The organism is Pseudomonas sp. Irchel s3h17 (assembly GCF_900187505.1).
Taxonomy (GTDB): domain Bacteria; phylum Pseudomonadota; class Gammaproteobacteria; order Pseudomonadales; family Pseudomonadaceae; genus Aquipseudomonas.
The window spans coordinates 127,091-152,651 of the sequence record NZ_FYDL01000013.1 but is presented as its reverse complement, the minus strand read 5'-3'; the positions used below and the strand labels follow the sequence as shown (position 1 = coordinate 152,651).

Here is a 25,561-nt window from a genome sequence, read left to right as displayed (position 1 = left end):
TGACTGATCGATCAGCTTTTCCATGGGTCGCGGACGCTGGAAACACCGGATAGTCAGTCGGGCCGCGCACTGCGTGGCCTCGCCGCTGTTTCTGTGCTGTGCTATCGTTGCGGCATCATTTTCGTCACGATCAAAGAGAATTCCTGCATGAAGCTGGCTGTCTGGACGACAGAATGCATGGTGGGCTGGAAGCGATTCTGGCTGGCCGGGATGTTCTGTTTGTTCAGCCTTCCGCTGTTCGCCCAGTCGCAAGCGCCTGTGAGCATGGCCGATCAACGCGCAAAATCCGTCACCCAGGTCGTGCTGGGTATTCTCAGTTATGCGCGCTGGCCGGTAGAACCGACCCGGTTGCGGCTCTGCGTGATCGGGCCCACGGAATACACCGACGACCTGGTCAAGGGCACGACCCAGGCCACCGGGCGCCCGGTGCTCGTGCGCCGCCTGTTGGCCAGCCACCCGGACATTGTCAACGAATGTGATGCGGTCTACCTCGGCAAGTTGACCCCCGAGGAGCGCAACACGCTGTTTGCCGCGCTGACGGGTCGCCCGGTGTTGAGTATCAGCGAGGGCGGCGATCAATGTACGGTCGGCAGCCTGTTCTGCCTGCAGGTTACTGACAGCCATGTGTCATTCGAGGTCAACCTCGACTCGGTCGCTCGCAGCGGCGTGCGCATTCACCCCAGTGTCTTGCAACTGTCGCGCCGTAAACAGGCGGCCCCATGAGCCTGTTCAATAGAAGCGCGCGTCCGACCCTGCGCTCGGTCATTGGCCGTGGCAACCTGATCGTCGCCCTGGTCGGCGTGGCCATGACCAGCATATCTTTGACCGCGCTGGGCGTGCTGGCCTTGCGGGTGTACGCCGATCACAACCTGCACCTGATCGCCCGCTCCATCAGCTACACCGTGGAAGCGGCGGTGGTATTCAACGATAACGTGGCGGCGAACGAGGCGCTGGCATTGATCGCCGCCACGGAAGAAGTGGCCGATGCCCAGGTGTTCGACGCCAGTGGCCAGTTGCTGGCGCGTTGGCAGCGGCCGGAAACCGGACTGGTGTCGGAACTTGAAATGCAGATTTCCCGCGCCCTGCTGGAAGAACCCATCCGCCTGCCCATCATCCATCAGGATCGGCCCGTGGGCAGTATTCTGCTCACCGGACATGGCGCCAGCCTGATGCGCTTCCTGCTCAGCGGCCTGGCCGGGATCGTCCTGTGCACCGTACTGAGTGCCGGGGTGGCGATGTTCCTGGCGCGCCGGCAACTGCAAGGGATCATCGGCCCGTTACGGCGCTGGGCGGATGTCGCCCATGCCGCACGGATCGAGCGCGCGTTTGACCAGCGTGTGCCACCGGCGCGTATCGCCGAACTGGACAGCCTGGGCAATGATTTCAATGCCCTGCTCGATGAGCTGGAGTCCTGGCAGACCAATCTGCAAAGCGAGAACGAAACCCTGGCTCACCAAGCCAGCCACGACAGCCTGACTGGGCTGCCAAACCGGGCCTTCTTCGAAGGCCGCTTGATCCGCGCCTTGCGCAACGGCAGCAAGCACAATCAGCGGGTGGCGGTGCTGTATCTCGACAGTGATCGCTTCAAGGGGATCAACGACAGTTTCGGCCACGCCGCGGGTGATGCAGTGTTGGTGGCGGTGGCTAACCGGGTCCGGGCGCAGTTGCGTGAGGAGGACCTGGTGGCACGCCTGGGTGGCGATGAGTTTGCCGTGCTGCTGACGCCGTTGCACAGGACCGAAGATGCCGAACGGATTGCCGGCAAGATTATAGACAGCATGCAGATGCCGGTTCAGTTGCCAGGCGGCCACTCGGTCCTGACCTCACTGAGCGTGGGCATCGCGATTTTTCCCGATCATGGCACCACCCCCGGCGCCTTGCTCAATGCCGCCGATGCGGCGATGTATCACGCCAAAAGCCTCGCTCGAGGCGGGCAATACACGGCACGGTCGGAGCACCTTGCCGTCAACGTTCAAACCAGGAGCTAACCCCCTTGTTTTCTCTGACTCAGCGTTCCCTTCGACTCTTCACCCTGACCCTGTTCATGGCCATGCTGGCCTTGACCGGGTGCCAGACAGCACCGCAAAAAGGCCTCACCCCCGCGCAAATCACCGTGCTCAAACAACAGGGGTTCGAATTGACCGAGGAAGGCTGGGAGTTCGGTTTGTCGGGCAAGGTGCTGTTTGGCAGTGACGTGGAACGCCTGAACGCCCAAAGCACCGACATCGTCGAGCGGATTGGCAAGGCGCTGCTGGGCGTCGGCATCGAGCGCGTGCGAGTCGATGGCCACACCGACGCCTCGGGCAAGGAAGCCTATAACCAGCAACTGTCCCTGCGCCGGGCCAAGAGTGTGGCCACGGTATTGACCCGCGTTGGCATGCGCGAAGAGAACATTCAACTGCGTGGCCTGGGCAGCAGCGAGCCGGTGGCACCCAACAACAGCGCTGCGGGACGCACCGAGAACCGCCGGGTGGCGATCGTGGTCAGCGCCGACTAGTCGGCGAATCGCATCGTTCGGGTCTCACCCATCAACAGCGCCTGGTTCTGCTCGGTCACGGCGCGGATGTAATCCCACAACAGGGTGATCCGCTTGAGTTTGCGCAGGTCTTCGCGGCAGTACATCCAGAACTGCCGGGTGATCGTGATCTCTTCCGGCAATACCGGCAGCAGCCGTGGGTCCTGGGCCGCCAGGAAGCACGGCAGGATTGCCAGCGAGCGGCCTTGCTGTGCCGCGACAAACTGCGCAATCACGCTGGTGCTGCGCAGGTTGGCGCTGGCGCCGGGCAGCACGTTGGCCAGGTACAGCAGCTCCGAGCTGAAGGCCAGGTCGTCGACATAACTGATGAACTGATGCTGGCCCAGATCGGCCGGACGGCGAATTGGTGGGTGCTGGTCGAGGTAGTCCTGGGTCGCGTACAACTGCAAACGGTAGTCGCAGAGTTTGCAGCAGACGTAAGGACCGTGTTCCGGGCGCTCCAGGGCGATGACAATGTCGGCTTCGCGCTTGGACAGGCTGATGAAGTGCGGCAGCGGCAGGATATCCACCGAGATCGCCGGGTAGGCATCGACGAAGTGGCTGAGCTGCGGGGTGATGAAGAAACTGCCGAAACCCTCGGTACAGCCCATCCGGACGTGGCCGGATAACGCCACTCCCGAACCCGAGACCTGTTCGCACGCCATGTGCAGGGTGCTTTCTATGGACTCGGCATACCCCAGCAAACGCTGGCCCTCGGCGGTCAGGACAAAGCCGTTGGTCCGGGACTTCTCGAACAGCAAGGTACCCAGGGAGCCTTCCAGCGAGCTGATGCGCCGCGACACCGTGGTGTAGTCCACTGCCAGGCGCTTGGCGGCGGTGCTGGCCTTGCGGGTGCGGGCGACTTCAAGGAAAAACTTCAGGTCGTCCCAGTTCAGGGAGCCCAGGGATGTGATGTTTTTTTGCATGTTGGACCGGCTTTTATGTGCGTTCTTATTAGAAGTTTGCACATCTATACTCCAAAAACAGCCCGATAACCAATTCGCGGTACACGCCTCATCTCAAGGCGACTTGCTCGCCTTGGCTCCTAGCATAATTACAAGTTCCGGAGACCAGCATGAACGCATCGCTTACGCCCAACGAAACCACCGTGCAGACCGTCAAGCTGTTGATCGATGGTCAGTGGGTCGAGTCCAGGACCACCGAATGGCACGACATCGTCAACCCGGCGACCCAGCAAGTGCTGGCCAAAGTCCCGTTCGCCACGGCCGAGGAAGTTGATGCGGCGATCAGTGCGGCCCATCGCGCCTTCCAGACCTGGAAGCTGACCCCGATCGGCGCGCGGATGCGCATCATGCTCAAGCTCCAGGCGCTGATTCGCGAACACTCCAAACGCATTGCCGTTGTCCTGAGCGCCGAGCAAGGCAAAACCATTGCCGACGCCGAAGGCGATATTTTCCGTGGCCTGGAAGTGGTCGAGCACGCCTGCTCCATCGGCAGCCTGCAAATGGGCGAGTTCGCTGAAAACGTCGCCGGTGGCGTCGACACCTACACCCTGCGCCAGCCGATCGGTGTGTGCGCCGGTATCACGCCGTTCAACTTCCCGGCGATGATTCCGCTGTGGATGTTCCCGATGGCCATCGCCTGCGGCAACACCTTTGTCCTCAAGCCTTCCGAACAGGACCCGCTGTCGACCCTGCTGCTGGTGGAGCTGGCGATTGAGGCCGGCGTACCGGCTGGCGTGCTCAACGTGGTGCACGGCGGCAAGGACGTGGTGGATGCCCTGTGCACCCACAAGGACATCAAGGCCGTTTCGTTCGTCGGTTCGACCGCGGTCGGTACCCACGTCTACGACCTGGCTGGCAAGCACGGCAAGCGCGTGCAATCGATGATGGGCGCCAAGAACCACGCCGTGGTGCTGCCCGATGCCAACCGTGAGCAAGCACTCAACGCCCTGGTCGGCGCAGGTTTCGGCGCGGCCGGTCAACGCTGCATGGCCACCTCGGTGGTGGTGCTGGTGGGCGCGGCCAGGCAGTGGTTGCCAGACCTCAAGGCCCTGGCGCAACAACTCAAGGTCAACGCTGGCAGCGAGCCGGGTACCGATGTCGGCCCAGTGATCTCCAAGCGCGCCAAGGCACGGATTCTGGAACTGATCGAAAGCGGCATCAAAGAGGGCGCCAAGCTTGAGCTCGATGGCCGTGATATCAGCGTTCCGGGCTTCGAGCAGGGCAACTTTGTCGGCCCGACCCTGTTCTCCGGTGTGACCACCGACATGCAGATCTACACCCAGGAAATCTTCGGCCCGGTGCTGGTGGTGCTGGAAGTCGATACCCTGGATCAGGCCATTGCCCTGGTCAACGCCAACCCGTTCGGCAACGGCACCGGCCTGTTCACCCAGAGCGGTGCGGCGGCGCGTAAGTTCCAGAATGAAATCGACGTGGGCCAGGTCGGCATCAACATCCCGATTCCGGTGCCGGTCCCGTTCTTCAGCTTCACCGGTTCTCGTGGCTCCAAGCTCGGCGACCTGGGCCCGTATGGCAAGCAAGTGGTGCAGTTCTACACTCAAACCAAGACCGTCACCAGCCGCTGGTTCGACGATGACAGCGTCAATGACGGTGTGAACACCACCATCAACCTGCGTTGAGGAGCCGGACATGAAAATCGCTTTTATCGGTCTCGGCAACATGGGCGCGCCGATGGCGCGCAACCTGATCAAGGCCGGCCATTCGCTGAACCTGGTCGACCTGAACAAAGCCGTGCTCGCGGAGCTGGCGCAACTGGGCGGTACCATCAGTGCGACGGCCCGTGAGGCCGCGCAAGGTGCAGAACTGGTGATCACCATGCTGCCGGCCGCCGTGCATGTGCGCAGTGTCTGGCTCGGTGAAGACGGCGTGCTGGCCGGGATCGCCAAGGGTGTACCGGCCGTGGATTGCAGCACCATCGATCCGCAGACCGCCCGCGATGTCGCCGCCGCAGCGGCCAAACAAGGTGTGAGCATGGCCGATGCACCGGTTTCCGGTGGTACCGGTGGCGCGGCGGCTGGCACACTGACCTTCATGGTCGGGGCCACCCCGGAACTGTTCGCCACCCTGCAACCGGTGCTGGCGCAGATGGGTCGCAACATCGTGCACTGCGGCGAAGTCGGTACCGGGCAAATCGCCAAGATCTGCAACAACCTGCTGTTGGGGATTTCCATGGTCGGCGTCAGTGAAGCCATGGCCCTGGGCGATGCCCTTGGGATCGACACGGGCGTGCTGGCGGGGATCATCAACAGTTCCACCGGCCGTTGCTGGAGTTCGGAAATGTACAACCCGTGGCCGGGCGTGGTTGAAACGGCCCCGGCGTCCCGTGGTTATACCGGCGGTTTCGGTGCCGAACTGATGCTCAAGGACCTGGGGCTGGCCACTGAAGCCGCGCGCCAGGTGCACCAGCCGGTGGTGCTCGGGGCGGTGGCCCAGCAGCTGTATCAGGCCATGAGCCTGCGCGGTGAAGGTGGCAAGGACTTCTCGGCGATCATCAACGGCTATCGCAAACCTCAGTAGGGGTGTTTCCGGGGGACTGCATCGAGTGGTGCCCCGGTTTTTTACACAGGACGTGTGGCGAGGAGCTTGTGTGGCGAGGGAGCTTGCTCCCGCTCGAGTGCGAAGCAGTCGCAAATCAGCCCATGTGTTTTACCTGATACACCGCGATCCCCGGTTTTGGGTCCGCTTCGCGTACCAGCGGGAGCAAGCTCCCTCGCCACAGGGGCGATCGCTTGTTCAGCAGCGTATTTTTACCGGGAACCCACGTCGGGTGGGCTCCCGGTTTTTTGTGCTCAGGCGAACACGAAATACTTGCGCACGGTCTCGACCACTTCCCACGTGCCTTTCATTCCCGGCTCCACGACGAAGATATCACCGGCACGCAGATGGATCGGTTCCATGCCGTCCGGGGTGATCACGCAGTAGCCTTCCTGGAAATGGCAGTACTCCCACTTCACGTAGTCCACTCGCCATTTGCCCGGTGTGCAGATCCAGGTGCCCATGATCTTGCTGCCATCCTCGCTGGTGTAGGCGTTGAGGTTGACGGTGTGCGGATCGCCTTCGAGCTTTTCCCATTTGCAGGCGTCGAGGACGGGCAGCGGATGGGTATCGCGCAGGACGGTAATGGGTTTGGACATGCTGACTCCGAGCGTTAGGCAGGACTGAAGTCGCACCCTATAGCGTCCATCCGCGGGTCAGTTGTCTGTGCTCGACACTGAGCTATCCAGAAACGCGCGCGGCTTCACACTCGCTCGAGCGGGCACTGCTGTTGCACGTGCGCCAGGCTTGCCTGGAGCTTGGACAGTTGCTGGTGTTGCTGGGTCAGTTGCACGATGCTGTCGGCCAACTGCTGCTTTTTGTCGATGATGGCCTGCAGGGCCAAGTCCCAGGGTGGTGTCTGGTCGCGGTGGTCCTGAAGCATCACCTGCATTTCCTTGAGCTTGAAACCCAATTGCTGGGCGCATTTGATGAAGCTCAACAGGTCGACAGTGTGCTGGTCGTAAATGCGGTATTTGCCCTGGCGCTGCGCAGGCGGCAACAGGCCAATATCCTCGTAGTGGCGGATGCTCTTGATAGTGGTGCCCGACAGCTTTGCCGCTTTACCGATGTACATGAAAAGTCCCTTTTTCGTAAGTGTCCCGGATGACACCGCCGATTATCTCCGAGACTTAGCCCTCAGCGATAGCCTGCGCCTGCATCAACCAGCTGTTGCGTTGCTGCGGCGTTGAGTTGAGCACCGGGCCGAAGGTCAGGGTGTTCAGCGGTCTGATGCCGCAAAAGGCCAGGGTGGTCTTGCGCATTTGATGCACGCCGGGCATGCGATAGATCCAGCGGTAATACCAGGGCGGTGTGTCCATGGTCACCAGCAGGTCGGCGGTGCGACCCTGCAGCAGCTTGTCTGGAAAGGCCTTGCCGGGACGGTACTTGAAGGCAAAGCCAGGCAGGAACACCCGGTCGAAAAAGCCCTTGAGCAACGCTGGAATCGCCCCCCACCAGATCGGGTACACAAAGGTCAGGTGTTCGGCCCAGGTGATGTCCGCCTGAGCCTTCAACAGGTCGGCTTCCAGGGGCTGAACCTGCTGGTAGCCTTCGCGCAATATCGGGTCGAAACTCAAGGCGCCCAGGGGCAGCTCACGGACCTCATGCCCGGCACTGTTTGCCGCCTGCACATAGCGATCGGCCAGGGCGCCGCAAAAGCTGTTACTGGAAGGGTGGCCGAGAATCACCAGTATCCGTTTGCCCATGTGCCTCTCCCTGGAAGGTAAAACCAGGAGGATAAAGTCGGCCCCTTGGGGGAGAGTCAAGATCCTTGGGCCGTACCTGCAGCAGCCATTGAAATTTCTATCCGATAAACTCCGTTTTTTTAGCATTAAGTGCGAAACATTTGGCCGTTGCCGAAGGATTTCGCAAGAAAGTTGACGGGTTTCACTCGTATCATTCACGGGTGAGCAGGCCGAGATTCCAATAATGAAAACAACACCATCGTGGTGGGACATCAGTCCCCCCTTGAGCACCGCAACCCCCACGTGGCCAGGTGATACGCCGTTTCAGGAAGAACGCGTGTGGACGTTCGGGCCCGAGTGCCCGGTCAACGTCGGCCGCGTCACCCTGTCTCCCCACACCGGGGCCCACGTCGATGCACCGCTGCATTACCGCCCCGACGGCGCGCCAATTGGCGAGGTGTCGCTAGAGGTCTACATGGGCCCGTGCCGTGTCCTGCACTGCCTGGACAGCGGCGCCCTGGTTCAGCCCGGGCAACTGCAAGGGCGGCTGGCCAATGTGCCGGCGCGCGTGCTGTTGCGCACCTATCGACAGGCCCCCCTGGCGACCTGGGACCCGGACTTCACCGCAGTCGCCAAGGAAACCGTCGAGCTGCTGTCGAGCCTCGGCGTGCGCTTGATCGGCATCGATACGCCGTCGCTGGACCCCCAGCAATCCAAGACCATGGATGCGCACAACGCCGTGGCCCGCCATGGCATGGCGATCCTCGAGGGCATCGTGCTCGATGAGGTGCCGGAAGGCGACTACGAGCTGATCGCGCTACCGCTGCGCTTCGCCAATCTGGACGCCAGCCCGGTTCGGGCGATCCTGCGTCCACTCCCTACACTGCAACCTGAGGAGTCGGTTCGATGAGCCAATGTCCCTATTCACCGGGCAACCCGACAGACGAATGGCATAACGCCGAGCTGAATTTTTCCGACTCCATGAGTTACGGCGACTACCTGGACCTGGGCAAGATTCTCAGCGCCCAGCATCCGCTGTCCCCGGACCATAACGAAATGCTGTTCATCATCCAGCACCAGACATCCGAGCTGTGGATGAAACTGATGCTGCACGAGCTCAAGGCTGCCCGCGAACACGTTCGCCTGGGCGAATTGCCGCCAGCGTTCAAGATGCTGGCGCGGGTGTCGCGGATTTTCGATCAGCTGGTGCATGCCTGGACCGTGCTGGCGACCATGACCCCGACCGAATACCACGCGATCCGGCCGTTCCTGGGGCAGTCGTCGGGCTTCCAGTCGTTCCAGTACCGCGAGATCGAGTTCATCCTCGGCAACAAGAGTGCAACGCTGCTGCGCCCCCATGCCCACCGCCCGGAGTTGTTGGCGGAACTGGAGAAGTCGATCGCCACACCGTCGCTGTATGACGAGGCGATTCACTTGATGGCCCGCGCGGGGCTGGCGATTGATCCGCAGCGCTTGACGTGCGACCCGACCCAGCCGACTGCGCATGACGCCACGGTCGAAGCGGCCTGGCGTGTGGTCTACAAAGACCCGGCGCAGTACTGGGACCTGTATCAGTTGGCCGAGAAGTTCATCGACCTCGAAGACTCGTTCCGCCAGTGGCGTTTCCGCCATGTCACCACGGTTGAACGGATCATCGGTTTCCAGCCAGGCACCGGCGGTACGGAAGGTGTCGGCTACCTGCGCAAGATGCTCGACACCGTGTTGTTCCCCGAGTTGTGGCGAGTGCGGTCGACCCTCTGATCGGTCAATAAAAAAGCCCCGGCATTCAGTGAATACCGGGGCTTTTTACTGACTGGCGAACGCTTACTGAGTGACCGATAAGGCGCGAGTGCGAGCCACGCGCATCCGATAGGCCACGAACAGGATCGCGACCCAGACCGGGATGGCGAACACCGATGCCCGAATACCTGGAATCATCAGCAAGACGTAGATGATCACGGCCATGAAGGCCAGGCACAGGTAGTTGGTGTACGGCGACCAGAATGCCTTGAAGCCCGGCACGATGCCTTTTTGCTGCATCGCCTTGCGGAACTTCAGGTGCGTCAGGCTGATCAGCGCCCAGTTGATCATCAACGAGGCAACCACCAGGGCCATCAACAACTCCAGCGCTCCATGGGGGGCCACGTAGTTGACCACCACGCACAGCATAGTGACCAGTGCCGACACACCCAGCGCCAGCAATGGAACGCCTTGCTTGTTCAGCTTCATCAGCTTTTTCGGGGCATCGCCCTGTTCGGCCAGGCCGTACAGCATGCGGCTGTTGCAGTAGACGCCGCTGTTGTACACCGACAGCGCGGCGGTGAGGACCACGAAGTTGAGGATTTGCGCGGCGGTGTCGCTGCCGATCAGGGCGAAGATCTGCACGAACGGGCTACCACTGTAGGCATCGCCGGAAGCGCCGAGGGTCTGCAGCAGTTGATCCCATGGGTACAGCGACAGCAGCACGGTGAGGGCGCCGACGTAGAAGATCAACACGCGGTAAACCACCTGGTTGATCGCCTTGGGAATCACTTTGCGTGGCTCGCTGGCTTCAGCCGCGGTGATACCCACCAGTTCCAGGCCGCCGAAGGAGAACATGATGAACGCCATCGCCATCAGCAGGCCGGTGGTGCCGTTCGGGAAGAAACCGCCATGGTCCCACAGGTTGCTCACCGAGGCCTGCGGGCCGCCGGTGCCACTGAACAGCATGTAGCAGCCCAGGGCGATCATGCCGATGATCGCCACGACCTTGATGATCGCGAACCAGAACTCCATTTCACCGAAGACTTTCACGTTCATCGTGTTGATCAGGTTGACCAGCACGAAGAACACCGCGGCACTGACCCAGGTCGGCACCTCGGGCCACCAGAACTGGATGTACTTGCCGACCGCGGTCAGTTCCGCCATGCCCACCAGTACGTACAGTACCCAGTAGTTCCAGCCCGACAGGAAGCCGGCGAAACCACCCCAGTAGTTATGCGCGAAGTGACTGAAGGAACCGGCGACCGGCTCCTCGACAATCATTTCGCCCAGCTGGCGCATGATCAGGAAGGCGATAAACCCGGCAATCGCATAGCCGAGGATCATGGAAGGCCCCGCCGACTTGAGCACGCCAGCGGAACCCAGGAATAACCCGGTACCAATTGCTCCGCCCAATGCGATCAGCTGAATGTGTCTATTTTTCAGCCCCCGCTTGAGTTCGCCTTGTTGCTGTCTTTCATCCGCCATCTGGTTACCTTCTAGTTGTTTTGATCCGGCCTTGTTGCACCCCGACAGCTTATTCAATTACCGCCCGTTTGTGAGCGTCAGGCGTTGCTTTCGGTGAACTTTTCATAATAAAGCTGCACGTTTTCCAGGGATTGGCTCGCCAGCCAGGTCCTGATCGACTCGACCATGGGCACAGGCCCGCAGACATACAGGTCGGCCGGGGCATCGCGCAGTTCGCTGGCATCGAAGTGTTCGGCGATGTAACCGCGCTTGCCCGTCCAGGAGGGCGTGGGTTCGCTGAGCACCTCGGTGTAGCGAAACCCCGGAATGCGCTGGGCATAGGCCCGGATGCGTTCAACCTCGCACAGGTCGACCGCCTCGCGCACGCCGTAGTACAGGTGCACGGGGTGTTCGCAGCCGCGTTCGGCGATTTCATCCAGCATGCCCAGCAGGGCCGACAACCCCGTACCGCCCGCCACCAGCACCAGCGGCCGGGTGATGTGGCGCAGGTAAAACGCGCCCAGCGGCGCTTCCAGGGCGATTTGATCGCCGACCTGGCAGCGTTCGCGAATGTAGTTGCTCATCACCCCGTCCGGCAGCAGGCGAATCAGGAACTGCAACTGATTGCTGCTGGTCGGGCGGTTGGCGAACGAATAGGAGCGCAGGTTCGCGGTGCCCGGAATCAGCAGACGGGCGTACTGCCCCGGTAGAAAGTCCAGCGGCTGGGCGCTGGCACCCAGGTCCAGGTGCAGGATCGCGGTGCTGGCCGATACCTGGGTGACCTGCGTCACGGTGCCGTTGAGCCGAGCGGGTTCGGCGGCATTGCACAGGCTGGAGGCGAAGTCGAAATAGAACGCCGCATCGGAGGTTACCCGGGTCTGGCAGGTGAGCATCTTGCGTTGTTGCAGGTCCAGGCTGGAAAGGGCGTCCTCGTCCACATAGTCCTGGCTGTAGTCGCCGGACTCACAGCGGCCCTGGCAGGTGCCACACACCCCTTCGCGGCAATCGAGTGGAATCCTGATGCCATTGCGCAGCGCCGCATCGAGCAATATCTCGTTGGCGTGCACGGGAAAAAACAGTGTTTTGCCATCGGCGAAACTGAACGCAACCTTGTGGTTCATGCCCCGGTCTCCATGGTGTCAGAGGTGGTAGAAATCGAGCACCGAGTTGATGGTGTCGTTGAGCAGCAGCACATGCTTGCGGGCAATGACCCAGCTGTTGTCATGCGGCTTGAGGCGATAGGTCGCGGTGCCGTAGAACTGCTCGGAGGTCGCCAGGCGATAGAACAGCGTGTGCCAGTTCAGTCGCACCTCCAACTCACCCTGTGGCAGTTCGCTGATGCGCACGTTGTTGATCAGGTGCAGGGTGCGCGGCAAGGGCGTGGCGGAGGCCGCCTTGCCGGTGCGCAGGCGGAACACCCGGTCTTCCAGGCCCGAGCGGTTGGCGTAGTAGATCAGTGACATCTCGCGCTTGGGGTCCTGGGTGTAGACATGCTCCGAATCCCACTGCGGCAGGTGAAACTCGCTGTGCTCGTCGAAGAGGGCGAGGTAGGCGTCCCACTCCTTGGCGTCGCACAGCTCGGACTTGCGGTAGAAAAACTGCTCGATCTGGTACTGCAATTGCGCATTCATGTTCACACCTCACGTAGCTTCAGGGATTTCGCGTCCAGGCCATCGAGCAGGAACCTCTGCCAGTTGCTGTGCTGGTTGACGTAAAGCCCTTCATGGGTGAACTCGGTGCCGGTCATGGCCGGGGCGATACCGATCGCCTCGCTGTTGGGCGTGGCACCCGTGGCCCAGCGGTGGCTGCCGCGTGAAATATCGCTCCAGCGTTCCAGGCGAGCCTGGAAGCCGCGCTGGGCTTCACGGAATTCCACCAGGTCATCCGGTGTGCCGAGTCCGGAGACGTTGAAGAAGTCCTCGAACTGGCGAATGCGGTTCTCGCGGTCGGCGTCCGACTCGTTCTTCACCCCCAGGCACTGGCTGATGATCTCGGTCTTGTTCCACGCCACCGGGCGGATGATGCGCAGCTGCGAGCTGATCTGGTCGAGGAAGAACAGGCTCGGGTAGATGTTCAGGTTGCGCAGCCGATGCATCATCCATTCGGCTTTTTCCTGGCCATGCTCGTCGATCAGGCGCGGCATGATCGTGCTGTAGCCGGAGCGCACCGACGGGTTGGGCATGTCACTGAACAGCACGCTGTGGCCGTTGTTGAAGGCGAACCAGCCGTCGTCGGTGTTGGCATCGCCGGCCCCCAGCTTGCTGTAGTCCAGGGTGCTGCCCGTGGCGGTACCGTTGTCGCTGTTGACCTGCTGGCGATGCTGCACCGTGGCCACGTAGTTATAGTGGACCGTGCTGACGTGGTAGCCATCCAGGCCATTCTCGTTCTGCAGTTTCCAGTTGCCGTCGTAGGTGTAGGCCGACTTGCCGGGCAGCACTTCCAGTTCACCGGTGGGCGACTGGGCGACCATCATGTCGAAGAACACTTTGGCGTCACCGAGGAAGTCTTCCAGGCTGTTATCGCCGTGTACGTCCAGGCTGATGAACACGAACCCCTTGTAGCTCTGGATGCGGGCTTTCTTCAGGCCTCGGGTGGCCTTGTCGAACCCTTCGGGGTACTCGCCAGGCGCCTTGACCTTGACCAGGCGGCCGTCGCTCTTGTAGCACCAGGCATGGAACGGGCAGGTGAACGTCGACTGGTTGCCCTTGCCGACCCGGGTCAACGTGGTGCCGCGATGCTGGCAGGCGTTGATCAGTGCGTTGAGCTGGCCGTCGCCGTCGCGCGTGATGATCATCGGCTGGCGCCCGGCACGCATCGTGATGAAGTCGTGGTTATTGGCCAGCTCGCTTTCGTGGCAGGCGTAGATCCAGTTCTTCTCGAAGATCAGTTCCATTTCCAGGTCGAACAGTTGCGGCTCGGTGAAGATGTCTCGGGCGATGCGGAACACGCCCTCTGCCGGACGGAAGTCCAGGCAGCCTTCAATGAAGGTTTTCCATTGCTCGAAGTTTTTTTCGCCACTCATGGGTGTGCCCCTTTTTTTATTCAGGCCAATCGATGAGCACATTAGAGAGAGTGGGGAGGGGGAGGGTCTATCCGCTTAGTCGGCGAAGGCAATCCGCTAAGTTCGCTGCGTGGAACGCTGCGTTATCGCTGTGGCGAGGGAGCTTGCTCCCGCTCGACTGCGCAGCAGTCGTAAATGTCCCTAGCGAATTTCAACTGAAATAACGCGTTAACTGGACTCAGGACCGCTTCGCGCTCCAGCGGGAGCAAGCTCCCTCGGCACAGGTGCTTGTCGGTAATGAGTGCGTCCCATGGGTAACACTCGCATCGGATTGGGCAGCGAATACCCAAGCGCCTGCACCATTCGATGAACGGCTGCCCCGGTGCGGCGCATTGAGGTACTGTTTTGCCCAGCCTGGAGTGCTGTTCAGGGGCATGCGCCGTGATTCGGGGCGTGCTTTATCCACATAGTTGGCGATTGCTATCCATTGGGTCGGCAGGCGCGTTGAGTGGTCTGGAACTTGCTCGCTTCACGCCAGAGGTGCGCCGTCAGAGCGCGCTGAAAAAAATATTGCCGTGGGTGCGCCGTGATGAGTAGCAAAGCTGATCCGCAGTTTCGCGATATTCGTATCGATCACTATGACCTTGAAGGGGCCAGGACCTGGATGTCGGGGATCTGCGGCCCACATCGCCTCGAAACCACGACGCCGGAGCGGATCCGCTTTCATCACAGCGCCAATGTGTTCAAGTCCATGGCCACCACCCTGGGCACGATCGAGTACGGCACCGATGTGACCGTCGACATCGAAGACGCCGAACACTTCAGCAGCTACAGCCTCAGCCTGCCGCTGGTGGGCGAGCAGGAGCTGCGCAAGGACGGCACGCTGCTCAAGTCCAACCGCGATCAAGGGGTGATCATTTCTCCGAATGAAAGCCAGATGCTGGCGATCTCCGGTGACTGTCGCAAGCTTCAGGTGGTGATCACCCGCGCCGCCATGAGCGAGTCGCTGGAAGGGATCCTGCAGCACCCGCTGGATGCGCCGTTGCGCTTCGAACCGGTGATGGATGCGGTGGACGGCGCGTCGGCGGCGTGGTGGCGCATGGCGCGGTATTTCATCGCGGAACTGGAGCACAGCAATGTGCTGTTCGATCAGGTGACCTTCACCCGGGACCTCGAAAGCTCGTTGATCAAGGGCCTGATCCTCGCCCAGCCGAACAATTACTCCGAGGAGCTGCGCCAGGTGTTGGCGGTGAAGGTGCCGCACTATCTGGTCCGGGCCAAACAGTACATCCACGACAACGCCCGCGAAGCGGTGCACCTGGAAGATATCGAAGCGGCGGCGGGGGTTTCCCGGTTCAAGTTGTTCGAGGCGTTCAGGAAGTACTTCGCCCTGTCACCGATGGCCTATCTGAAGAAACACCGGTTGAACGCGGTGCGTCAGGATCTGCTTGAGCATGGCCAGGCGCGCAATATCTCGGAGATCGCCATGGCCTGGGGTTTTACCCACATGGGCCGGTTTTCCGCCGAGTACCGCAAGCTGTTCGACGAATCCCCCAGCGCCACCGTGCAGCGTCACGAAGCCCGGCGTATGCGCGGGTTTTGAGTGGGTCGCAGCCTTACTTGCGGGCAACCAGATCCAGCAGGTTGACCCGTTCCTTGATTTTCTGCAGGACGATTTCCGAACGGATATCGGTCACCCCCGCCGTGCGGTTGAGCTTGTTGACGATGAAATCCGAGAAGTGCTTGAGGTTGCGTGCCTGGATCCGCAGCACGTAGTTGCTGGCACCGGTAATCACGTAGGCAGTGGTCACTTCCGGCCAGTCCTGGACCTTCTTGATGAAAGTCTCGTGCCAGTCGTCGATGTCCTGGCGCAGGGACACATGGACGATGGCTTCCAGCTCCACGCCCAAGCGTTCGGCGCTCAGTTCGGCGCGATAACCGGTGATGATCCCTTCGCTTTCCAGCAGGCGTAAACGACGCAGGCAGGCCGAGGGCGACAGCGCGACTTTCTCCGCCAGTTCCTGGTTGCTGATACGGCCATCCTGCTGCAGGTAATGCAGGATCCGCAGGTCTGTGGAGTCGAGTGTCATGGGTTGAATAAATCCGCGGTTTTTTGAGTTGGATTCGAATTATCTTCGAGATAACTACTATATGACCTGCCACTTTGCACGAAAATTCTGCAAAGGTTCGTTCATTATCTGCTCATCGTGCAGGCATGGAAATCCCCGGAATACGGTAGCCACCGGCCGCATGTCACTTAAAGAACAGGACCGACAATGACCACAAGAAACGATTGCCTGGCGCTCGATGCACAGGACTCCCTGGCCCCTTTGCGTGATCAGTTTGCCCTGCCCGAGGGCGTGATCTACCTCGACGGCAACTCTCTGGGGGCTCGCCCGGTCGCGGCCCTTGAGCGCGCCCGGGCGGTGATTGCCCAGGAGTGGGGCGATGGTTTGATCCGCAGTTGGAACAGCGCCGGCTGGCGCGATCTGCCGCAGCGCCTGGGCGATCGCCTGGCCGGGCTGATCGGTGCCGGTGAAGGCGAAGTGGTGATCACCGATACCACCTCGATCAACCTGTTCAAGGTGCTCGGCGCGGCCTTGCGCGTGCAGGCCTCGCGAGCGCCTGAGCGGCGGGTGATTGTCAGCGAGTCGAGCAACTTCCCCACCGATCTGTACATTGCCGAAGGGCTGATGGATTTGCTGCAACAGGGCTACAGCCTGCGTCTGGTGGACAGCCCGCAAGCGCTGGCGCAGGCGATTGACCAGGACGTCGCCGTGGTCATGCTGACCCACGTCAACTACAAGACCGGCTATATGTACGACATGCAGGCCACGACCACGCTGATCCACGAATGTGGCGCGCTGGCGGTCTGGGACCTGGCTCACTCGGCTGGCGCGGTGCCGGTGGACCTGCGCCAGGCCGGTGCGGACTACGCCATCGGCTGCACCTACAAATACCTCAACGGCGGCCCGGGTTCGCAAGCGTTCGTCTGGGTCTCGCCGCAGCTGTGCGACCTGGTCACGCAGCCGTTGTCGGGCTGGTTCGGCCACGCCCGCCAGTTCGACATGGAATCGGGTTATGAGCCGAGTCGCGGCATTGCCCGTTACCTGTGCGGCACGCAGCCGATCACTTCGCTGGCCATGGTCGAGTGCGGCCTGGACATCTTCGCCCAGACCGACATGGCCAGCCTGCGCCGTAAATCCCTGGCCCTGACCGATCTGTTCATCGCGCTGGTCGAGGAACGTTGCGCCGCCCACGACCTGAAGCTGATCACCCCGCGTGAGCACGCCCGGCGCGGCAGCCATGTCAGCTTCGAACACCCGCAAGGTTATGCGGTGATTCAGGCCTTGATCGCCCAAGGCGTGATCGGTGACTACCGTGAGCCACGGATCATGCGCTTCGGTTTCACCCCGCTGTACACCAGCTTCACCGAAGTGTTCGATGCGGTGCAGATCCTGGGTGACATTCTCGACCAGAAGACCTGGGCGCACGCGCAGTTCCAGGTTCGTCACAGCGTGACCTGATCCCTCTGGAAACCGGGCTCGGTGATGCTCATGCACCGTGGCGAGGGAGCTTGCTCCCGCTGGGCGGCGTAGCGACCCCAAGATCTTTGTCGTGAACAATGATGTTGTGAGTGCTGCGCACTCAAGCGGGAGCAAGCTCCCTCGCCACAGGTTTGCGTTCGATTGCAGGGCTCGGTGTTTGATCAACGATGTGCTCTTAAAAAAACAAGTATTCAGAGGACAGACACATGAGCGAAGCCAGCGGCTTTGACACCATATCCAACCGCGAGCATGGCTTGCGGCGCCAGCTCACCTCGGGGCAGATGAGCATGATTGCCATCGGCGGGGCGATCGGCACCGGGCTGTTCATGGGCAGTGCCTATGCCATCGGCTATGCCGGACCGAGCGTGCTGCTCAGCTACGCCATTGGCGCGATCATCACGTTGCTGTTGATGGGCTGCCTGGCAGAAATGACCGTGGCCCATTCCACCTCCGGTTCCTTCGGCGCCTATGCCGAGTTCTACATCAGCCCCCTGGCCGGGTTCCTGGTGCGCTATGCCTATTGGGCGGCGATTGTGCTGGCGGTCGGCACGGAAGTGACGGCGGTGGCGATGTACATGAAGTACTGGTTCGCCAACGTGCCTGAATGGATCTGGATCGTCTCGTTCTCCAGTGTGCTGATCGTGCTCAACGCCATCAGCGTGAAGACGTTCGGTACCTTCGAGTACTGGTTCTCGACCATCAAGATCGCGGCGATTGTCGGCTTCATCATCCTGGCGGTGTACGTGGTATTCGGTTCCGGCAACCCGGACTACGGCGTGCAGCACTACACCGCTCACGGCGGCTTTTTCCCCCATGGCCTGCAAGGGATGTGGGTGGCGGTGATCGTGTCGATCTTCAGCTACCTGAGCGTGGAAATGATCGCGGTGGCGGCTGGTGAAGCCGAGGACCCGGAGCAAGCGGTCAAGAAAGCCTTCCGCGCGACCATGGTGCGGCTGGTGGTGTTTTACCTGCTGACCCTGGCCCTGATGCTGGCGATCGTGCCTTGGGTACAGGCCGGTCAGACCCAGAGCCCGTTCGTCACGGTGATGCAAACCATCGGTATTCCCGGTGCCACCGGGGTGATGAACTTCGTGATCCTGATCGCCGCCTTGTCCGCGATGAACAGCCAGCTCTACATCACCACACGCATGATGTTCAGCCTGTCCCGTGGCGGTTACGCACCCAAGGCGATGGGGGCGTTGAGCAAGAGCGGCATCCCGTTGAATGCCTTGTTGCTGTCCAGCTCGGGCATTGCCCTGGCGACCTTGCTGAACGTGATGTACCCGGAAAGCTCCTTCACCCTGATGATGGCGATATCCATGTTCGGCGCCATTTTCACCTGGTTCATGATCTTCCTGACGCACTACTGTTTCCGCCGATATCACCAGCGTCACGGCGAGCGAAAGCTGTCGTTCCGCATGCGCCTGTTTCCCTACTCGACGCTGCTGGGGCTGGTGCTGATGGGGGCGGTGATGATCACCACCTACTTCACCGACGCATTCAAGATGACCCTGGTGTTTGGCGTGCCGTTCCTGCTGATTCTGTCGTTGGTCTACGGAGTGTTTTTCCGCAAGGGCCGGGCCAGTGCAACGCTGGGCTCCGTGCCTGACGAGGCTTGATCGGCTAGACACCCTGTCGGTGGGCACCTGTTGGTCAACGGCTAGCGGATGAGGGGCTGAGCATCTCGATGGGACGGATGTCGAAGTCACGCTCCAGGTAGTCCATGCGCGTGTCGAAAAACGCCTTCATGTGCGGCAGGTTCGAGTGCACCTCCAGATGGGCCTGGGACTGCCAGATCTCGTAGAAGATAAACAGTGTCGGGTCTTGCTGGTCGCGCAGCATGTGGTACTCGATGCAGCCCGGTTCGGCGCGGCTGGGCTCGACGTAGGCACGGAACAGCGCTTCAAAGGCCTCGGCGCATTCCGGGCGGGTTTTGGCGTACAGGATGAAGCCGTGGCGTGGGCTCATGGACGACTCTTCTGGAAGGGAGGGAGAAAATTCTACGGCAACAATCGACTGGCTATTCGTGCGTATAGGTCAAATGTATTTTGCCGAAGCAGGGCTTATTCACGGGGGTGTCGATCGATACCCTGCCGTCATCGAATTGAACCTTCCCCGATTGCGCGAGTGATCCACCACGCACATCGGACCCAGATGATGAGGCTCCCCATGAAAAAAGTGCTATTGCTCAACGGCGGCAAGAAATTCGCCCACTCCGACGGTCGCTACAACGCCACCCTGCACGAAGCCGCCCTGAGCGTGCTGGACCGTGGCGGTGTCGATATCAAAGTGACCCACATCGACGAGGGTTACGACATTAGCGATGAAGTCAGCAAATTCCTCTGGGCCGATGTGATCATCTACCAGATGCCAGGCTGGTGGATGGGCGCGCCCTGGACAGTGAAAAAGTACATCGACGAAGTCTTCACCGAAGGCCACGGCAGCCTCTATGCCAGCGACGGCCGCACCCGTTCCGACGCCTCGCAGAAGTACGGCAGCGGTGGCCTGATCCACGGCAAGCAGTACATGCTGTCGCTGACCTGGAACGCCCCGCAGCAAGCCTTCGACGACCCGACCGACTTCTTTGAAGCCAAGGGTGTGGACGCGGTGTATTTTCCGTTCCACAAGGCCAATGAATTCCTCGGCATGACCGGTTTGCCGACCTTCCTGTGTGTCGACGTGATGAAGCGTCCGAACATTGAGGCCGATATCGCGCGCTATGAGCAGCACCTCAAGCAGGTGTTCGACTTGCCGGCGTGACCTGCGTTCTGCCCCGCATCCAGCTACTATCGGACATCTCGGCGCAACCTCCTGCCCGTGGCAAGGGAGCATGCTCCCGCTCGATTGCGCAGCCATCGTAGAATGACGACAGGGGTATGGCTGAAGAACCGCTCCGAATGGTTTTGGGGCCGCGTTGCGGCCCAGCGGGAGCAAGCTCCCTCGCCACGATGAGAGCCCATTCGACAGGAAGGACACACGTGAAAGCCAGATCCGATGAGTTGCAGATTTTTGTCTGCGTGATCGAGTGCGGTTCGATTTCCGCGGCGGCCGAGCAGGTCGGGCAAACGCCCTCGGCGGTCAGCCGCACGCTGTCGCGACTGGAGGCCAAGCTCGACACCACGCTGATCAACCGCACCACGCGGCGCATGGACCTGACCGAGGAGGGCAAGTACTTCTTCGAGCAGGCCAAGCGGATCCTCGAGCAGATGGACGAGCTGGAAGAACGCCTGTCGTCGCGGCACCAGACGCCGTCGGGGCGGCTGCGGATCAACGCCGCGTCACCCTTCATGCTGCATGCCATCGTGCCCTACATCGATGAGTTCTGCCGCTTGTATCCGGACATCCAACTGGAGCTCAACAGCAACGACCTGATCATCGACCTGCTGGAGCAGAGCACCGACATCGCGATCCGCATCGGTGCCCTGGCGGATTCGACCCTGCATGCGCGCTCGCTGGGATGCAGTCCGTTGCACATCCTGGCCAGCCCGGCCTATCTGGAAAAGCACGGCACCCCGACCAGCGTTGCACAGCTGGCCGGGCACCGGTTGCTGGGCTTCACCCAGACCGAAACCCTCAACCACTGGCCGCTGCGCCACGCGCACGGTGACCGCTGGCAGATTCAACCGGGCATCAGCGCCTCCAGTGGCGAAACCTTGCGTCATCTGGCGCTGGAGGGGCAGGGCATTGCGTGCCTGTCGCACTTCATGACGATCGAAGACATCAAGGCCGGACGCCTCAAGCCGGTGCTGGCCCAAGCCAACAGCGGCTATCGCCAGCCAATCAATGCGGTGTACTACCGCAACTCGCAACTGGCCCTGCGGATTCAGTGCTTCCTCGACTTCATCCAGGGCAAGCTGGCCGCTTATGCGAGTGAAGTGTTCGAAGGCTGACGCATGACCTTCGCGCAAGCGTGAATGAGGTAGAGCGAAGCCTTTTTCAGCAGGGATCAGCTCGCAGTTGGATTGTCGCGCCGGGCCCCGTAGCAGGCTTCGGTGGTGGTGTGAATTCAGCACAAAGTGGACTTGCTCAAACCTTGTTACAACGCCTAAGGTTCCTCCTGCCTCTATAACAAGAAAGGATGGATTCCATGCGTGTTGTGTTGTTCAAGACCCTGGCCCTGGCGGCGGCGATTGCCGCCAGTTCGTCGTCGTTTGCTGCAATGCTGGAAGGCGGTGCCGTGGCTGCACCGAACCAGTACGGCGCCGATGTCGCGGCGCAAGTGCTAAAGAAGGGCGGCAACGCCGTCGACGCCGCGGTGGCCACCGCGTTCACCCTGGCGGTGACCTACCCGGAAGCGGGGAACATTGGTGGCGGTGGTTTCATGACCCTGTTCATCGACGGCAAGCCGTACTTCCTCGACTACCGCGAAACGGCGCCCAAAGCCGCGACCAGCGACATGTACCTGAACGAGAAGGGCGAGGTCATCGAGAACCTCAGCCTGGTCGGCGCTCGCGCTGCCGGCGTACCGGGTACGGTGATGGGCCTGTGGGAAGCCCACAAGAAGTTCGGCAAGCTGCCCTGGAGCGAGCTGATTACCCCGGCCATCGGCTACGCCAAGACCGGCTTCAAAGTCGCGGACAAACAGTACCAGTACCGCGAAGATGCGCTGAAACTGTTCAACGGCACGACCAACTTCGCCGATTATTTTGGCCGCATGAAACCCGGTGAAACCTTCCGCCAACCCGAGCTGGCCGAGACTCTGGAGCGGATTGCCGACAAGGGCGCCAGCGAGTTTTATCAAGGCAAGACCGCCGACCTGCTGGTCGCGCAGATGAAGGCCGACAAGGGCCTGATCAGCAAGCAGGACCTGCACGACTACAAGGTCAACTGGCGTGAACCGCTGACGGTCAACTGGCGCGGCAATACCCTGTACACCGCACCGCCACCGAGCTCCGGCGGTCTCGCCCTGGCGCAACTGATCGCGATCAAGGAAGACCGCGCCGCCGACTTCAAGGGCGTCGAACTGAACTCGGCGAAGTACATTCACCTGCTCGCGGAAATCGAAAAACGCGTGTTCGCCGACCGTGCCGACTACCTTGGCGACCCGGCGTTTTCCGATGTGCCGGTCAAGCAACTCACCGATCCGGCGTATCTGAAAAAACGCGCAGCCGAGGTCAACCCGAACGCCATTTCGCCGACCGAGAAAGTCCGTCCGGGCCTGGAGCCGCACCAGACCACGCACTTCTCCATCGTTGATGCCGACGGCAATGCGGTGAGCAACACCTACACCCTGAACTGGGACTACGGCAGCGGTGTCGTGGTCAAAGGCGCGGGTTTCCTGCTCAACGATGAAATGGACGACTTCAGCTCCAAGCCCGGCGTGGCCAACGCCTTTGGTGTGGTCGGTGGCGACGCCAACGCCATCGCTCCGGGCAAGCGCATGCTGTCGTCGATGAGCCCCAGCCTGGTGACCCGCGATGGCAAGGTCACGCTGGTACTCGGCACGCCAGGTGGTTCGCGGATCTTCACCTCGATCTTCCAGGTGCTGAACAACCTGTATGACTACAACCTGCCGCTGGAAAAAGCCGTGGCCGCGCAACGCGTCCATCACCAGTTGCTGCCCAAGGACACGATCTACTACGACGCCTACGCGCCCCTGACCGGCAAGGTCGCCGATGAGCTGAAAACCATGGGCTACACCCTGGAAGACCAGGGCTGGGAAATGGGCGATATCCAGGCGATCCGCGTCAACGGCAGCGCCCTGGAAACCGCTTCCGACCCTCGCGGCCGAGGTGTGGGTAAAGTCGTGAAGTAACCCCTGTCCGCCATGATCGTTCCCACGCTCCCGCGTGGGAATGCCGCCCGGGACGCTCCACGTCTCAGGTGCGGACGCAGCGTGTCCGTAGAGGCATTCCTTTGCTGCGCGTGGGAACGATCGCAACGCGCCTTGCATGAAAATCCCGCCCGCCTATTTTCATTAATCGCGACACGGCATATCTGTTAGCGACATTTCTCGCTTGTGTGCGAAAGTCAGTTTCGCCTCGTTTGAAAATCCATCCTCGAAATGATTAATGAGTTTCACAACACATCGACGTGACCCTTTTCGAGGAGTACCGCATGGCATCGTCGTTTATCTACAAACCGACGGCGGCGCGCTACGGCATGCTGCTGGCCATCGACGTGCTCGCTACCGAACTGGCACTGGCGCAACCTGAAGATAACCAGGAGCGCCTGCGGCGGATCAAGCTGGCCCTCGACGATTACCGTGGCGGCGATGACCATCTGCCGCTGGGAGACTGACATGCAGTACCACACGCTGATTCGCAACGCCTCGGTCATCGACGGCAGCAACCGCCCCGCGTACCCCGCCGACGTCGGCATCGTGGATGGGCGCATCCAGCGCATCGGTGACTTGCAGGGCGCCCGTGGCGATGAGGAAATCGACGCCGCTGGCCGGGTGCTCGCGCCAGGGTTCATCGACGTGCACACCCACGATGACACGGTGGTGATCCGCCAGCCGCAGATGCTGCCCAAGCTTAGCCAGGGCGTGACCACGGTGATCGTCGGCAACTGCGGGATCAGTGCCTCTCCGGTGAGCCTGCGTGGCGATCCGCCGGATCCGATGAACCTGCTGGGTACCCCGGCGGCCTTTGTTTACCCACGCTTCAGCGATTACCGCGCGGCGGTCGAAGCCGCCCATCCGACGGTGAATGTGGCGGCATTGGTAGGGCACACGGCACTGCGCAGCAATCACCTGGACGACCTGTTCCGTACTGCCACGCCCGAGGAAATAAGCGCGATGCGCGAGCAACTGCGCGAGAGCCTGGAGGCCGGTGCGCTGGGGCTGTCCACCGGCCTGGCCTATGCCAGCGCCTTTTCGGCATCCACCGATGAAGTGCAGCAGTTGGCCGCCGAGCTGGCCGCCTTTGGCGCGGTCTACACCACCCACTTGCGCAGTGAGTTCGAGCCGGTGCTGGAGGCCATGGACGAGGCGTTCCAGATCGGCCGGCAGGCGCAGAGCCCGGTGATCATTTCCCACCTCAAATGTGCCGGCGCCGGCAACTGGGGGCGCAGCCCGCAGTTGTTGGCGTCCCTGGAGCTGGCGGCGAAAACCCATCCGGTGGGCTGCGATTGCTATCCCTACGCGGCGAGCTCTTCGACCCTGGACCTCAAGCAAGTCACCGATGCCCACCGCATCACCATCACCTGGTCCACGCCGCACCCGGAGGTCAGTGGTCGCGACTTGATCGATATCGCCACCGAGTGGGGCATGTCGCTGCTGGACGCGGCCCGTCGCCTGCAACCGGCCGGTGCGGTCTACTACGGCATGGACGAGGCGGACGTGCGGCGCATTCTGGCCCATCCGCTGTCGATGATCGGCTCCGACGGCCTGCCCGAAGACCCGTTTCCCCATCCGCGTTTGTGGGGGGCGTTTCCCCGGGTGCTGGGGCATTTCAGTCGTGATGTCGGCCTGTTCCCGCTGCACACCGCGGTGCACAAGATGACCGGGTTGTCGGCGGCGCGTTTTGGCTTGAAGGCGCGTGGCGAGATTCGCGAAGGGTACTGGGCTGACCTGGTGTTGTTCGATCCGTTGCGGGTGCGGGACGTGGCGGATTTCAATGACCCGCAGCGTTCGGCCGAAGGGATCGACGGGGTGTGGGTCAACGGGGTGCGCAGTTATGTCGATGGTCAGGCGAATGGGCGGCGGGAGGGGCGGTTTCTGGCGCGGGATGGGGATTTGCGGGTGGGGTTTCGTTAACGCTATGTAGATACCCTGAACTGCGTGTGTGCACCGAGCTTTTGTAGGCGTTGGCTTGCCAGCGAAGGCGGTCTGGTGGCCGGCCATTCTCGTGCAGGTGCGGTGTACATATCCGTTGCTGCGGTTACGGCTACTTATGGTTCCGCCCTTACGGCGTGTCACTTTGGCAAACGCCCCAAAGTAACCAAAGGTCTCGCCCCGAGCGTCCGGCCCCTCGCCAAGGCTCGGGGTTCCCTCGGCTCCGGCATTCCTCAGGGGGCATCGCCCTCCGGTCGGCTTCGCTCGACCTCCATGCGATGTCCTCGACTGCGTCGAGGGGCGCTGCGCGCCATTCCCCTGATGAACGCCTGCGCTCGGCCTACCGAAGGGGCGGGTGGATCAAAAGCCA

Annotated in this window: 24 protein-coding genes and 1 pseudogene; 15 read left to right on the top strand and 10 right to left on the bottom strand. The window is 61.5% G+C overall.

All coding sequences use genetic code 11. The features are described from left to right. The first annotated feature begins 147 nt into the window (after window positions 1-147). From CKW25_RS19855 to CKW25_RS19845, 3 genes are read left to right on the top strand one after another with little or no spacing between them, the layout of a single operon-like run. Window positions 148-723 carry a YfiR family protein gene (locus tag CKW25_RS19855; RefSeq protein WP_095081781.1) on the top strand — a complete coding sequence of 192 codons (576 nt, stop codon included), beginning with the start codon at window positions 148-150 and terminating at the stop codon, window positions 721-723. After that, window positions 720-1,988, top strand: coding sequence for a diguanylate cyclase domain-containing protein (locus CKW25_RS19850; protein WP_095081780.1), 1,269 nt, complete (start codon window positions 720-722; stop codon window positions 1,986-1,988). Before CKW25_RS19855 ends, CKW25_RS19850 begins: the two co-directional genes overlap by 4 nt. A gap of 5 nt (window positions 1,989-1,993) precedes the next feature. Beyond that, on the top strand, window positions 1,994-2,497 hold the full coding sequence (locus CKW25_RS19845; protein ID WP_172736578.1) for an OmpA family protein: 504 nt from the start codon (window positions 1,994-1,996) through the stop codon (window positions 2,495-2,497). On the opposite strand, the gene CKW25_RS19840 is transcribed toward CKW25_RS19845, so the two are convergent. Continuing rightward, a complete protein-coding gene (locus CKW25_RS19840; protein WP_095081779.1) occupies window positions 2,494-3,441 on the bottom strand; it encodes a LysR family transcriptional regulator in 948 nt (315 codons plus the stop codon). The genes CKW25_RS19845 and CKW25_RS19840 overlap by 4 nt on opposite strands. Before the next feature lie 149 nt (window positions 3,442-3,590). Here CKW25_RS19840 and CKW25_RS19835 point away from each other — a divergent pair, with 149 nt between their 5' ends. Together CKW25_RS19835 and mmsB are read left to right on the top strand one after the other, a co-directional pair. After that, window positions 3,591-5,117 carry a CoA-acylating methylmalonate-semialdehyde dehydrogenase gene (locus tag CKW25_RS19835; protein WP_095081777.1) on the top strand — a complete coding sequence of 509 codons (1,527 nt, stop codon included), beginning with the start codon at window positions 3,591-3,593 and terminating at the stop codon, window positions 5,115-5,117. A gap of 10 nt (window positions 5,118-5,127) precedes the next feature. Next, on the top strand, window positions 5,128-6,015 hold the full coding sequence (gene mmsB / locus CKW25_RS19830; protein ID WP_095081776.1) for a 3-hydroxyisobutyrate dehydrogenase: 888 nt from the start codon (window positions 5,128-5,130) through the stop codon (window positions 6,013-6,015). A 272-nt stretch (window positions 6,016-6,287) separates the two neighbouring features. Here mmsB and CKW25_RS19825 read toward each other — a convergent pair whose 3' ends face one another. The 3 genes from CKW25_RS19825 to CKW25_RS19815 form a co-directional block, all read right to left on the bottom strand. Then, window positions 6,288-6,632: a cupin domain-containing protein gene (locus CKW25_RS19825; RefSeq protein ID WP_095081774.1), complete on the bottom strand. Its 345-nt coding sequence runs from the start codon at window positions 6,630-6,632 to the stop codon at window positions 6,288-6,290. Window positions 6,633-6,736: 104 nt separating this feature from the next. Beyond that, window positions 6,737-7,108, bottom strand: coding sequence for a MerR family transcriptional regulator (locus CKW25_RS19820; protein ID WP_095081772.1), 372 nt, complete (start codon window positions 7,106-7,108; stop codon window positions 6,737-6,739). A gap of 55 nt (window positions 7,109-7,163) precedes the next feature. Next, on the bottom strand, window positions 7,164-7,739 hold the full coding sequence (locus tag CKW25_RS19815) for an NAD(P)H-dependent oxidoreductase (protein ID WP_095081770.1): 576 nt from the start codon (window positions 7,737-7,739) through the stop codon (window positions 7,164-7,166). Window positions 7,740-7,962: 223 nt separating this feature from the next. Here CKW25_RS19815 and kynB point away from each other — a divergent pair, with 223 nt between their 5' ends. Next, the gene (kynB, locus tag CKW25_RS19810; protein ID WP_095081768.1) at window positions 7,963-8,628 is read left to right on the top strand and encodes an arylformamidase; all 666 of its coding nucleotides are present in this window, start codon (window positions 7,963-7,965) and stop codon (window positions 8,626-8,628) included. Next, complete coding sequence (gene kynA / locus CKW25_RS19805; RefSeq protein ID WP_095081767.1) at window positions 8,625-9,479, top strand: tryptophan 2,3-dioxygenase; 855 nt, start codon at window positions 8,625-8,627, stop codon at window positions 9,477-9,479. The genes kynB and kynA overlap by 4 nt, the downstream gene beginning before the upstream one ends. 63 nt (window positions 9,480-9,542) lie before the next feature. Here kynA and CKW25_RS19800 read toward each other — a convergent pair whose 3' ends face one another. From CKW25_RS19800 to antA, 4 genes are all read right to left on the bottom strand, one after another. Beyond that, a complete protein-coding gene (locus CKW25_RS19800; RefSeq protein WP_095081765.1) occupies window positions 9,543-10,946 on the bottom strand; it encodes an amino acid permease in 1,404 nt (467 codons plus the stop codon). A 77-nt stretch (window positions 10,947-11,023) separates the two neighbouring features. Then, window positions 11,024-12,046 carry an anthranilate 1,2-dioxygenase electron transfer component AntC gene (gene antC / locus CKW25_RS19795; protein WP_095081764.1) on the bottom strand — a complete coding sequence of 341 codons (1,023 nt, stop codon included), beginning with the start codon at window positions 12,044-12,046 and terminating at the stop codon, window positions 11,024-11,026. Window positions 12,047-12,064: 18 nt separating this feature from the next. Continuing rightward, on the bottom strand, window positions 12,065-12,556 hold the full coding sequence (gene antB, locus CKW25_RS19790) for an anthranilate 1,2-dioxygenase small subunit (RefSeq protein ID WP_095081763.1): 492 nt from the start codon (window positions 12,554-12,556) through the stop codon (window positions 12,065-12,067). Window positions 12,557-12,558: 2 nt separating this feature from the next. Beyond that, the gene (gene antA, locus CKW25_RS19785) at window positions 12,559-13,947 is read right to left on the bottom strand and encodes an anthranilate 1,2-dioxygenase large subunit (protein WP_095081762.1); all 1,389 of its coding nucleotides are present in this window, start codon (window positions 13,945-13,947) and stop codon (window positions 12,559-12,561) included. 568 nt (window positions 13,948-14,515) lie between these two features. On the opposite strand from antA, the gene CKW25_RS19780 reads away from it, so the two are divergent. Beyond that, window positions 14,516-15,529 carry an AraC family transcriptional regulator gene (locus CKW25_RS19780; RefSeq protein WP_095081761.1) on the top strand — a complete coding sequence of 338 codons (1,014 nt, stop codon included), beginning with the start codon at window positions 14,516-14,518 and terminating at the stop codon, window positions 15,527-15,529. Between the two features lie 13 nt (window positions 15,530-15,542). On the opposite strand, the gene CKW25_RS19775 is transcribed toward CKW25_RS19780, so the two are convergent. After that, on the bottom strand, window positions 15,543-16,016 hold the full coding sequence (locus CKW25_RS19775; RefSeq protein ID WP_095081759.1) for an Lrp/AsnC family transcriptional regulator: 474 nt from the start codon (window positions 16,014-16,016) through the stop codon (window positions 15,543-15,545). Between the two features lie 186 nt (window positions 16,017-16,202). Between CKW25_RS19775 and kynU the strand changes: the two genes are divergently transcribed. Beyond that, entirely contained in the window at window positions 16,203-17,453 is a 1,251-nt protein-coding gene (kynU, locus tag CKW25_RS19770) for a kynureninase (protein WP_095081758.1), read from the top strand. Between the two features lie 227 nt (window positions 17,454-17,680). Next, entirely contained in the window at window positions 17,681-19,093 is a 1,413-nt protein-coding gene (locus tag CKW25_RS19765; protein ID WP_095081756.1) for an amino acid permease, read from the top strand. Window positions 19,094-19,127: 34 nt separating this feature from the next. Here the strand turns inward: CKW25_RS19765 and CKW25_RS19760 are convergent, their stop codons facing one another. Then, complete coding sequence (locus CKW25_RS19760) at window positions 19,128-19,442, bottom strand: putative quinol monooxygenase (RefSeq protein ID WP_095081754.1); 315 nt, start codon at window positions 19,440-19,442, stop codon at window positions 19,128-19,130. Between the two features lie 201 nt (window positions 19,443-19,643). Between CKW25_RS19760 and CKW25_RS19755 the strand changes: the two genes are divergently transcribed. The 5 genes and pseudogenes from CKW25_RS19755 (at window position 19,644) to CKW25_RS19735 (ending at window position 25,173) form a co-directional block, all read left to right on the top strand. Then, the gene (locus tag CKW25_RS19755; protein ID WP_095081752.1) at window positions 19,644-20,234 is read left to right on the top strand and encodes an NAD(P)H-dependent oxidoreductase; all 591 of its coding nucleotides are present in this window, start codon (window positions 19,644-19,646) and stop codon (window positions 20,232-20,234) included. 218 nt (window positions 20,235-20,452) lie between these two features. Further along, window positions 20,453-21,364 carry a LysR family transcriptional regulator gene (locus CKW25_RS19750; protein WP_095081750.1) on the top strand — a complete coding sequence of 304 codons (912 nt, stop codon included), beginning with the start codon at window positions 20,453-20,455 and terminating at the stop codon, window positions 21,362-21,364. A gap of 197 nt (window positions 21,365-21,561) precedes the next feature. After that, window positions 21,562-23,229: a gamma-glutamyltransferase gene (gene ggt, locus CKW25_RS19745; protein WP_095081748.1), complete on the top strand. Its 1,668-nt coding sequence runs from the start codon at window positions 21,562-21,564 to the stop codon at window positions 23,227-23,229. Window positions 23,230-23,537: 308 nt separating this feature from the next. After that, window positions 23,538-23,714 (top strand): annotated as a pseudogene (locus CKW25_RS19740) (MurR/RpiR family transcriptional regulator); the annotation flags it as partial. Between the two features lies 1 nt (window position 23,715). Next, the gene (locus CKW25_RS19735; protein WP_095081746.1) at window positions 23,716-25,173 is read left to right on the top strand and encodes an amidohydrolase family protein; all 1,458 of its coding nucleotides are present in this window, start codon (window positions 23,716-23,718) and stop codon (window positions 25,171-25,173) included. Window positions 25,174-25,561 lie beyond the last annotated feature (388 nt).

Bases quoted from the DNA above. Each gene is read 5' to 3' on its own strand.
- CKW25_RS19855 (WP_095081781.1), top strand. From the start codon at position 148: ATGAAGCTGGCTGTCTGGACGACAGAATGCATGGTGGGCTGGAAGCGA.
- CKW25_RS19850 (WP_095081780.1), top strand. From the start codon at position 720: ATGAGCCTGTTCAATAGAAGCGCGCGTCCGACCCTGCGCTCGGTCATT.
- CKW25_RS19840 (WP_095081779.1), bottom strand. From the start codon at position 3,441: ATGCAAAAAAACATCACATCCCTGGGCTCCCTGAACTGGGACGACCTG.
- CKW25_RS19835 (WP_095081777.1), top strand. From the start codon at position 3,591: ATGAACGCATCGCTTACGCCCAACGAAACCACCGTGCAGACCGTCAAG.
- mmsB (WP_095081776.1), top strand. From the start codon at position 5,128: ATGAAAATCGCTTTTATCGGTCTCGGCAACATGGGCGCGCCGATGGCG.
- CKW25_RS19825 (WP_095081774.1), bottom strand. From the start codon at position 6,632: ATGTCCAAACCCATTACCGTCCTGCGCGATACCCATCCGCTGCCCGTC.
- CKW25_RS19820 (WP_095081772.1), bottom strand. From the start codon at position 7,108: ATGTACATCGGTAAAGCGGCAAAGCTGTCGGGCACCACTATCAAGAGC.
- CKW25_RS19815 (WP_095081770.1), bottom strand. From the start codon at position 7,739: ATGGGCAAACGGATACTGGTGATTCTCGGCCACCCTTCCAGTAACAGC.
- kynB (WP_095081768.1), top strand. From the start codon at position 7,963: ATGAAAACAACACCATCGTGGTGGGACATCAGTCCCCCCTTGAGCACC.
- kynA (WP_095081767.1), top strand. From the start codon at position 8,625: ATGAGCCAATGTCCCTATTCACCGGGCAACCCGACAGACGAATGGCAT.
- CKW25_RS19800 (WP_095081765.1), bottom strand. From the start codon at position 10,946: ATGGCGGATGAAAGACAGCAACAAGGCGAACTCAAGCGGGGGCTGAAA.
- antC (WP_095081764.1), bottom strand. From the start codon at position 12,046: ATGAACCACAAGGTTGCGTTCAGTTTCGCCGATGGCAAAACACTGTTT.
- antB (WP_095081763.1), bottom strand. From the start codon at position 12,556: ATGAATGCGCAATTGCAGTACCAGATCGAGCAGTTTTTCTACCGCAAG.
- antA (WP_095081762.1), bottom strand. From the start codon at position 13,947: ATGAGTGGCGAAAAAAACTTCGAGCAATGGAAAACCTTCATTGAAGGC.
- CKW25_RS19780 (WP_095081761.1), top strand. From the start codon at position 14,516: ATGAGTAGCAAAGCTGATCCGCAGTTTCGCGATATTCGTATCGATCAC.
- CKW25_RS19775 (WP_095081759.1), bottom strand. From the start codon at position 16,016: ATGACACTCGACTCCACAGACCTGCGGATCCTGCATTACCTGCAGCAG.
- kynU (WP_095081758.1), top strand. From the start codon at position 16,203: ATGACCACAAGAAACGATTGCCTGGCGCTCGATGCACAGGACTCCCTG.
- CKW25_RS19765 (WP_095081756.1), top strand. From the start codon at position 17,681: ATGAGCGAAGCCAGCGGCTTTGACACCATATCCAACCGCGAGCATGGC.
- CKW25_RS19760 (WP_095081754.1), bottom strand. From the start codon at position 19,442: ATGAGCCCACGCCACGGCTTCATCCTGTACGCCAAAACCCGCCCGGAA.
- CKW25_RS19755 (WP_095081752.1), top strand. From the start codon at position 19,644: ATGAAAAAAGTGCTATTGCTCAACGGCGGCAAGAAATTCGCCCACTCC.
- ggt (WP_095081748.1), top strand. From the start codon at position 21,562: ATGCGTGTTGTGTTGTTCAAGACCCTGGCCCTGGCGGCGGCGATTGCC.
- CKW25_RS19735 (WP_095081746.1), top strand. From the start codon at position 23,716: ATGCAGTACCACACGCTGATTCGCAACGCCTCGGTCATCGACGGCAGC.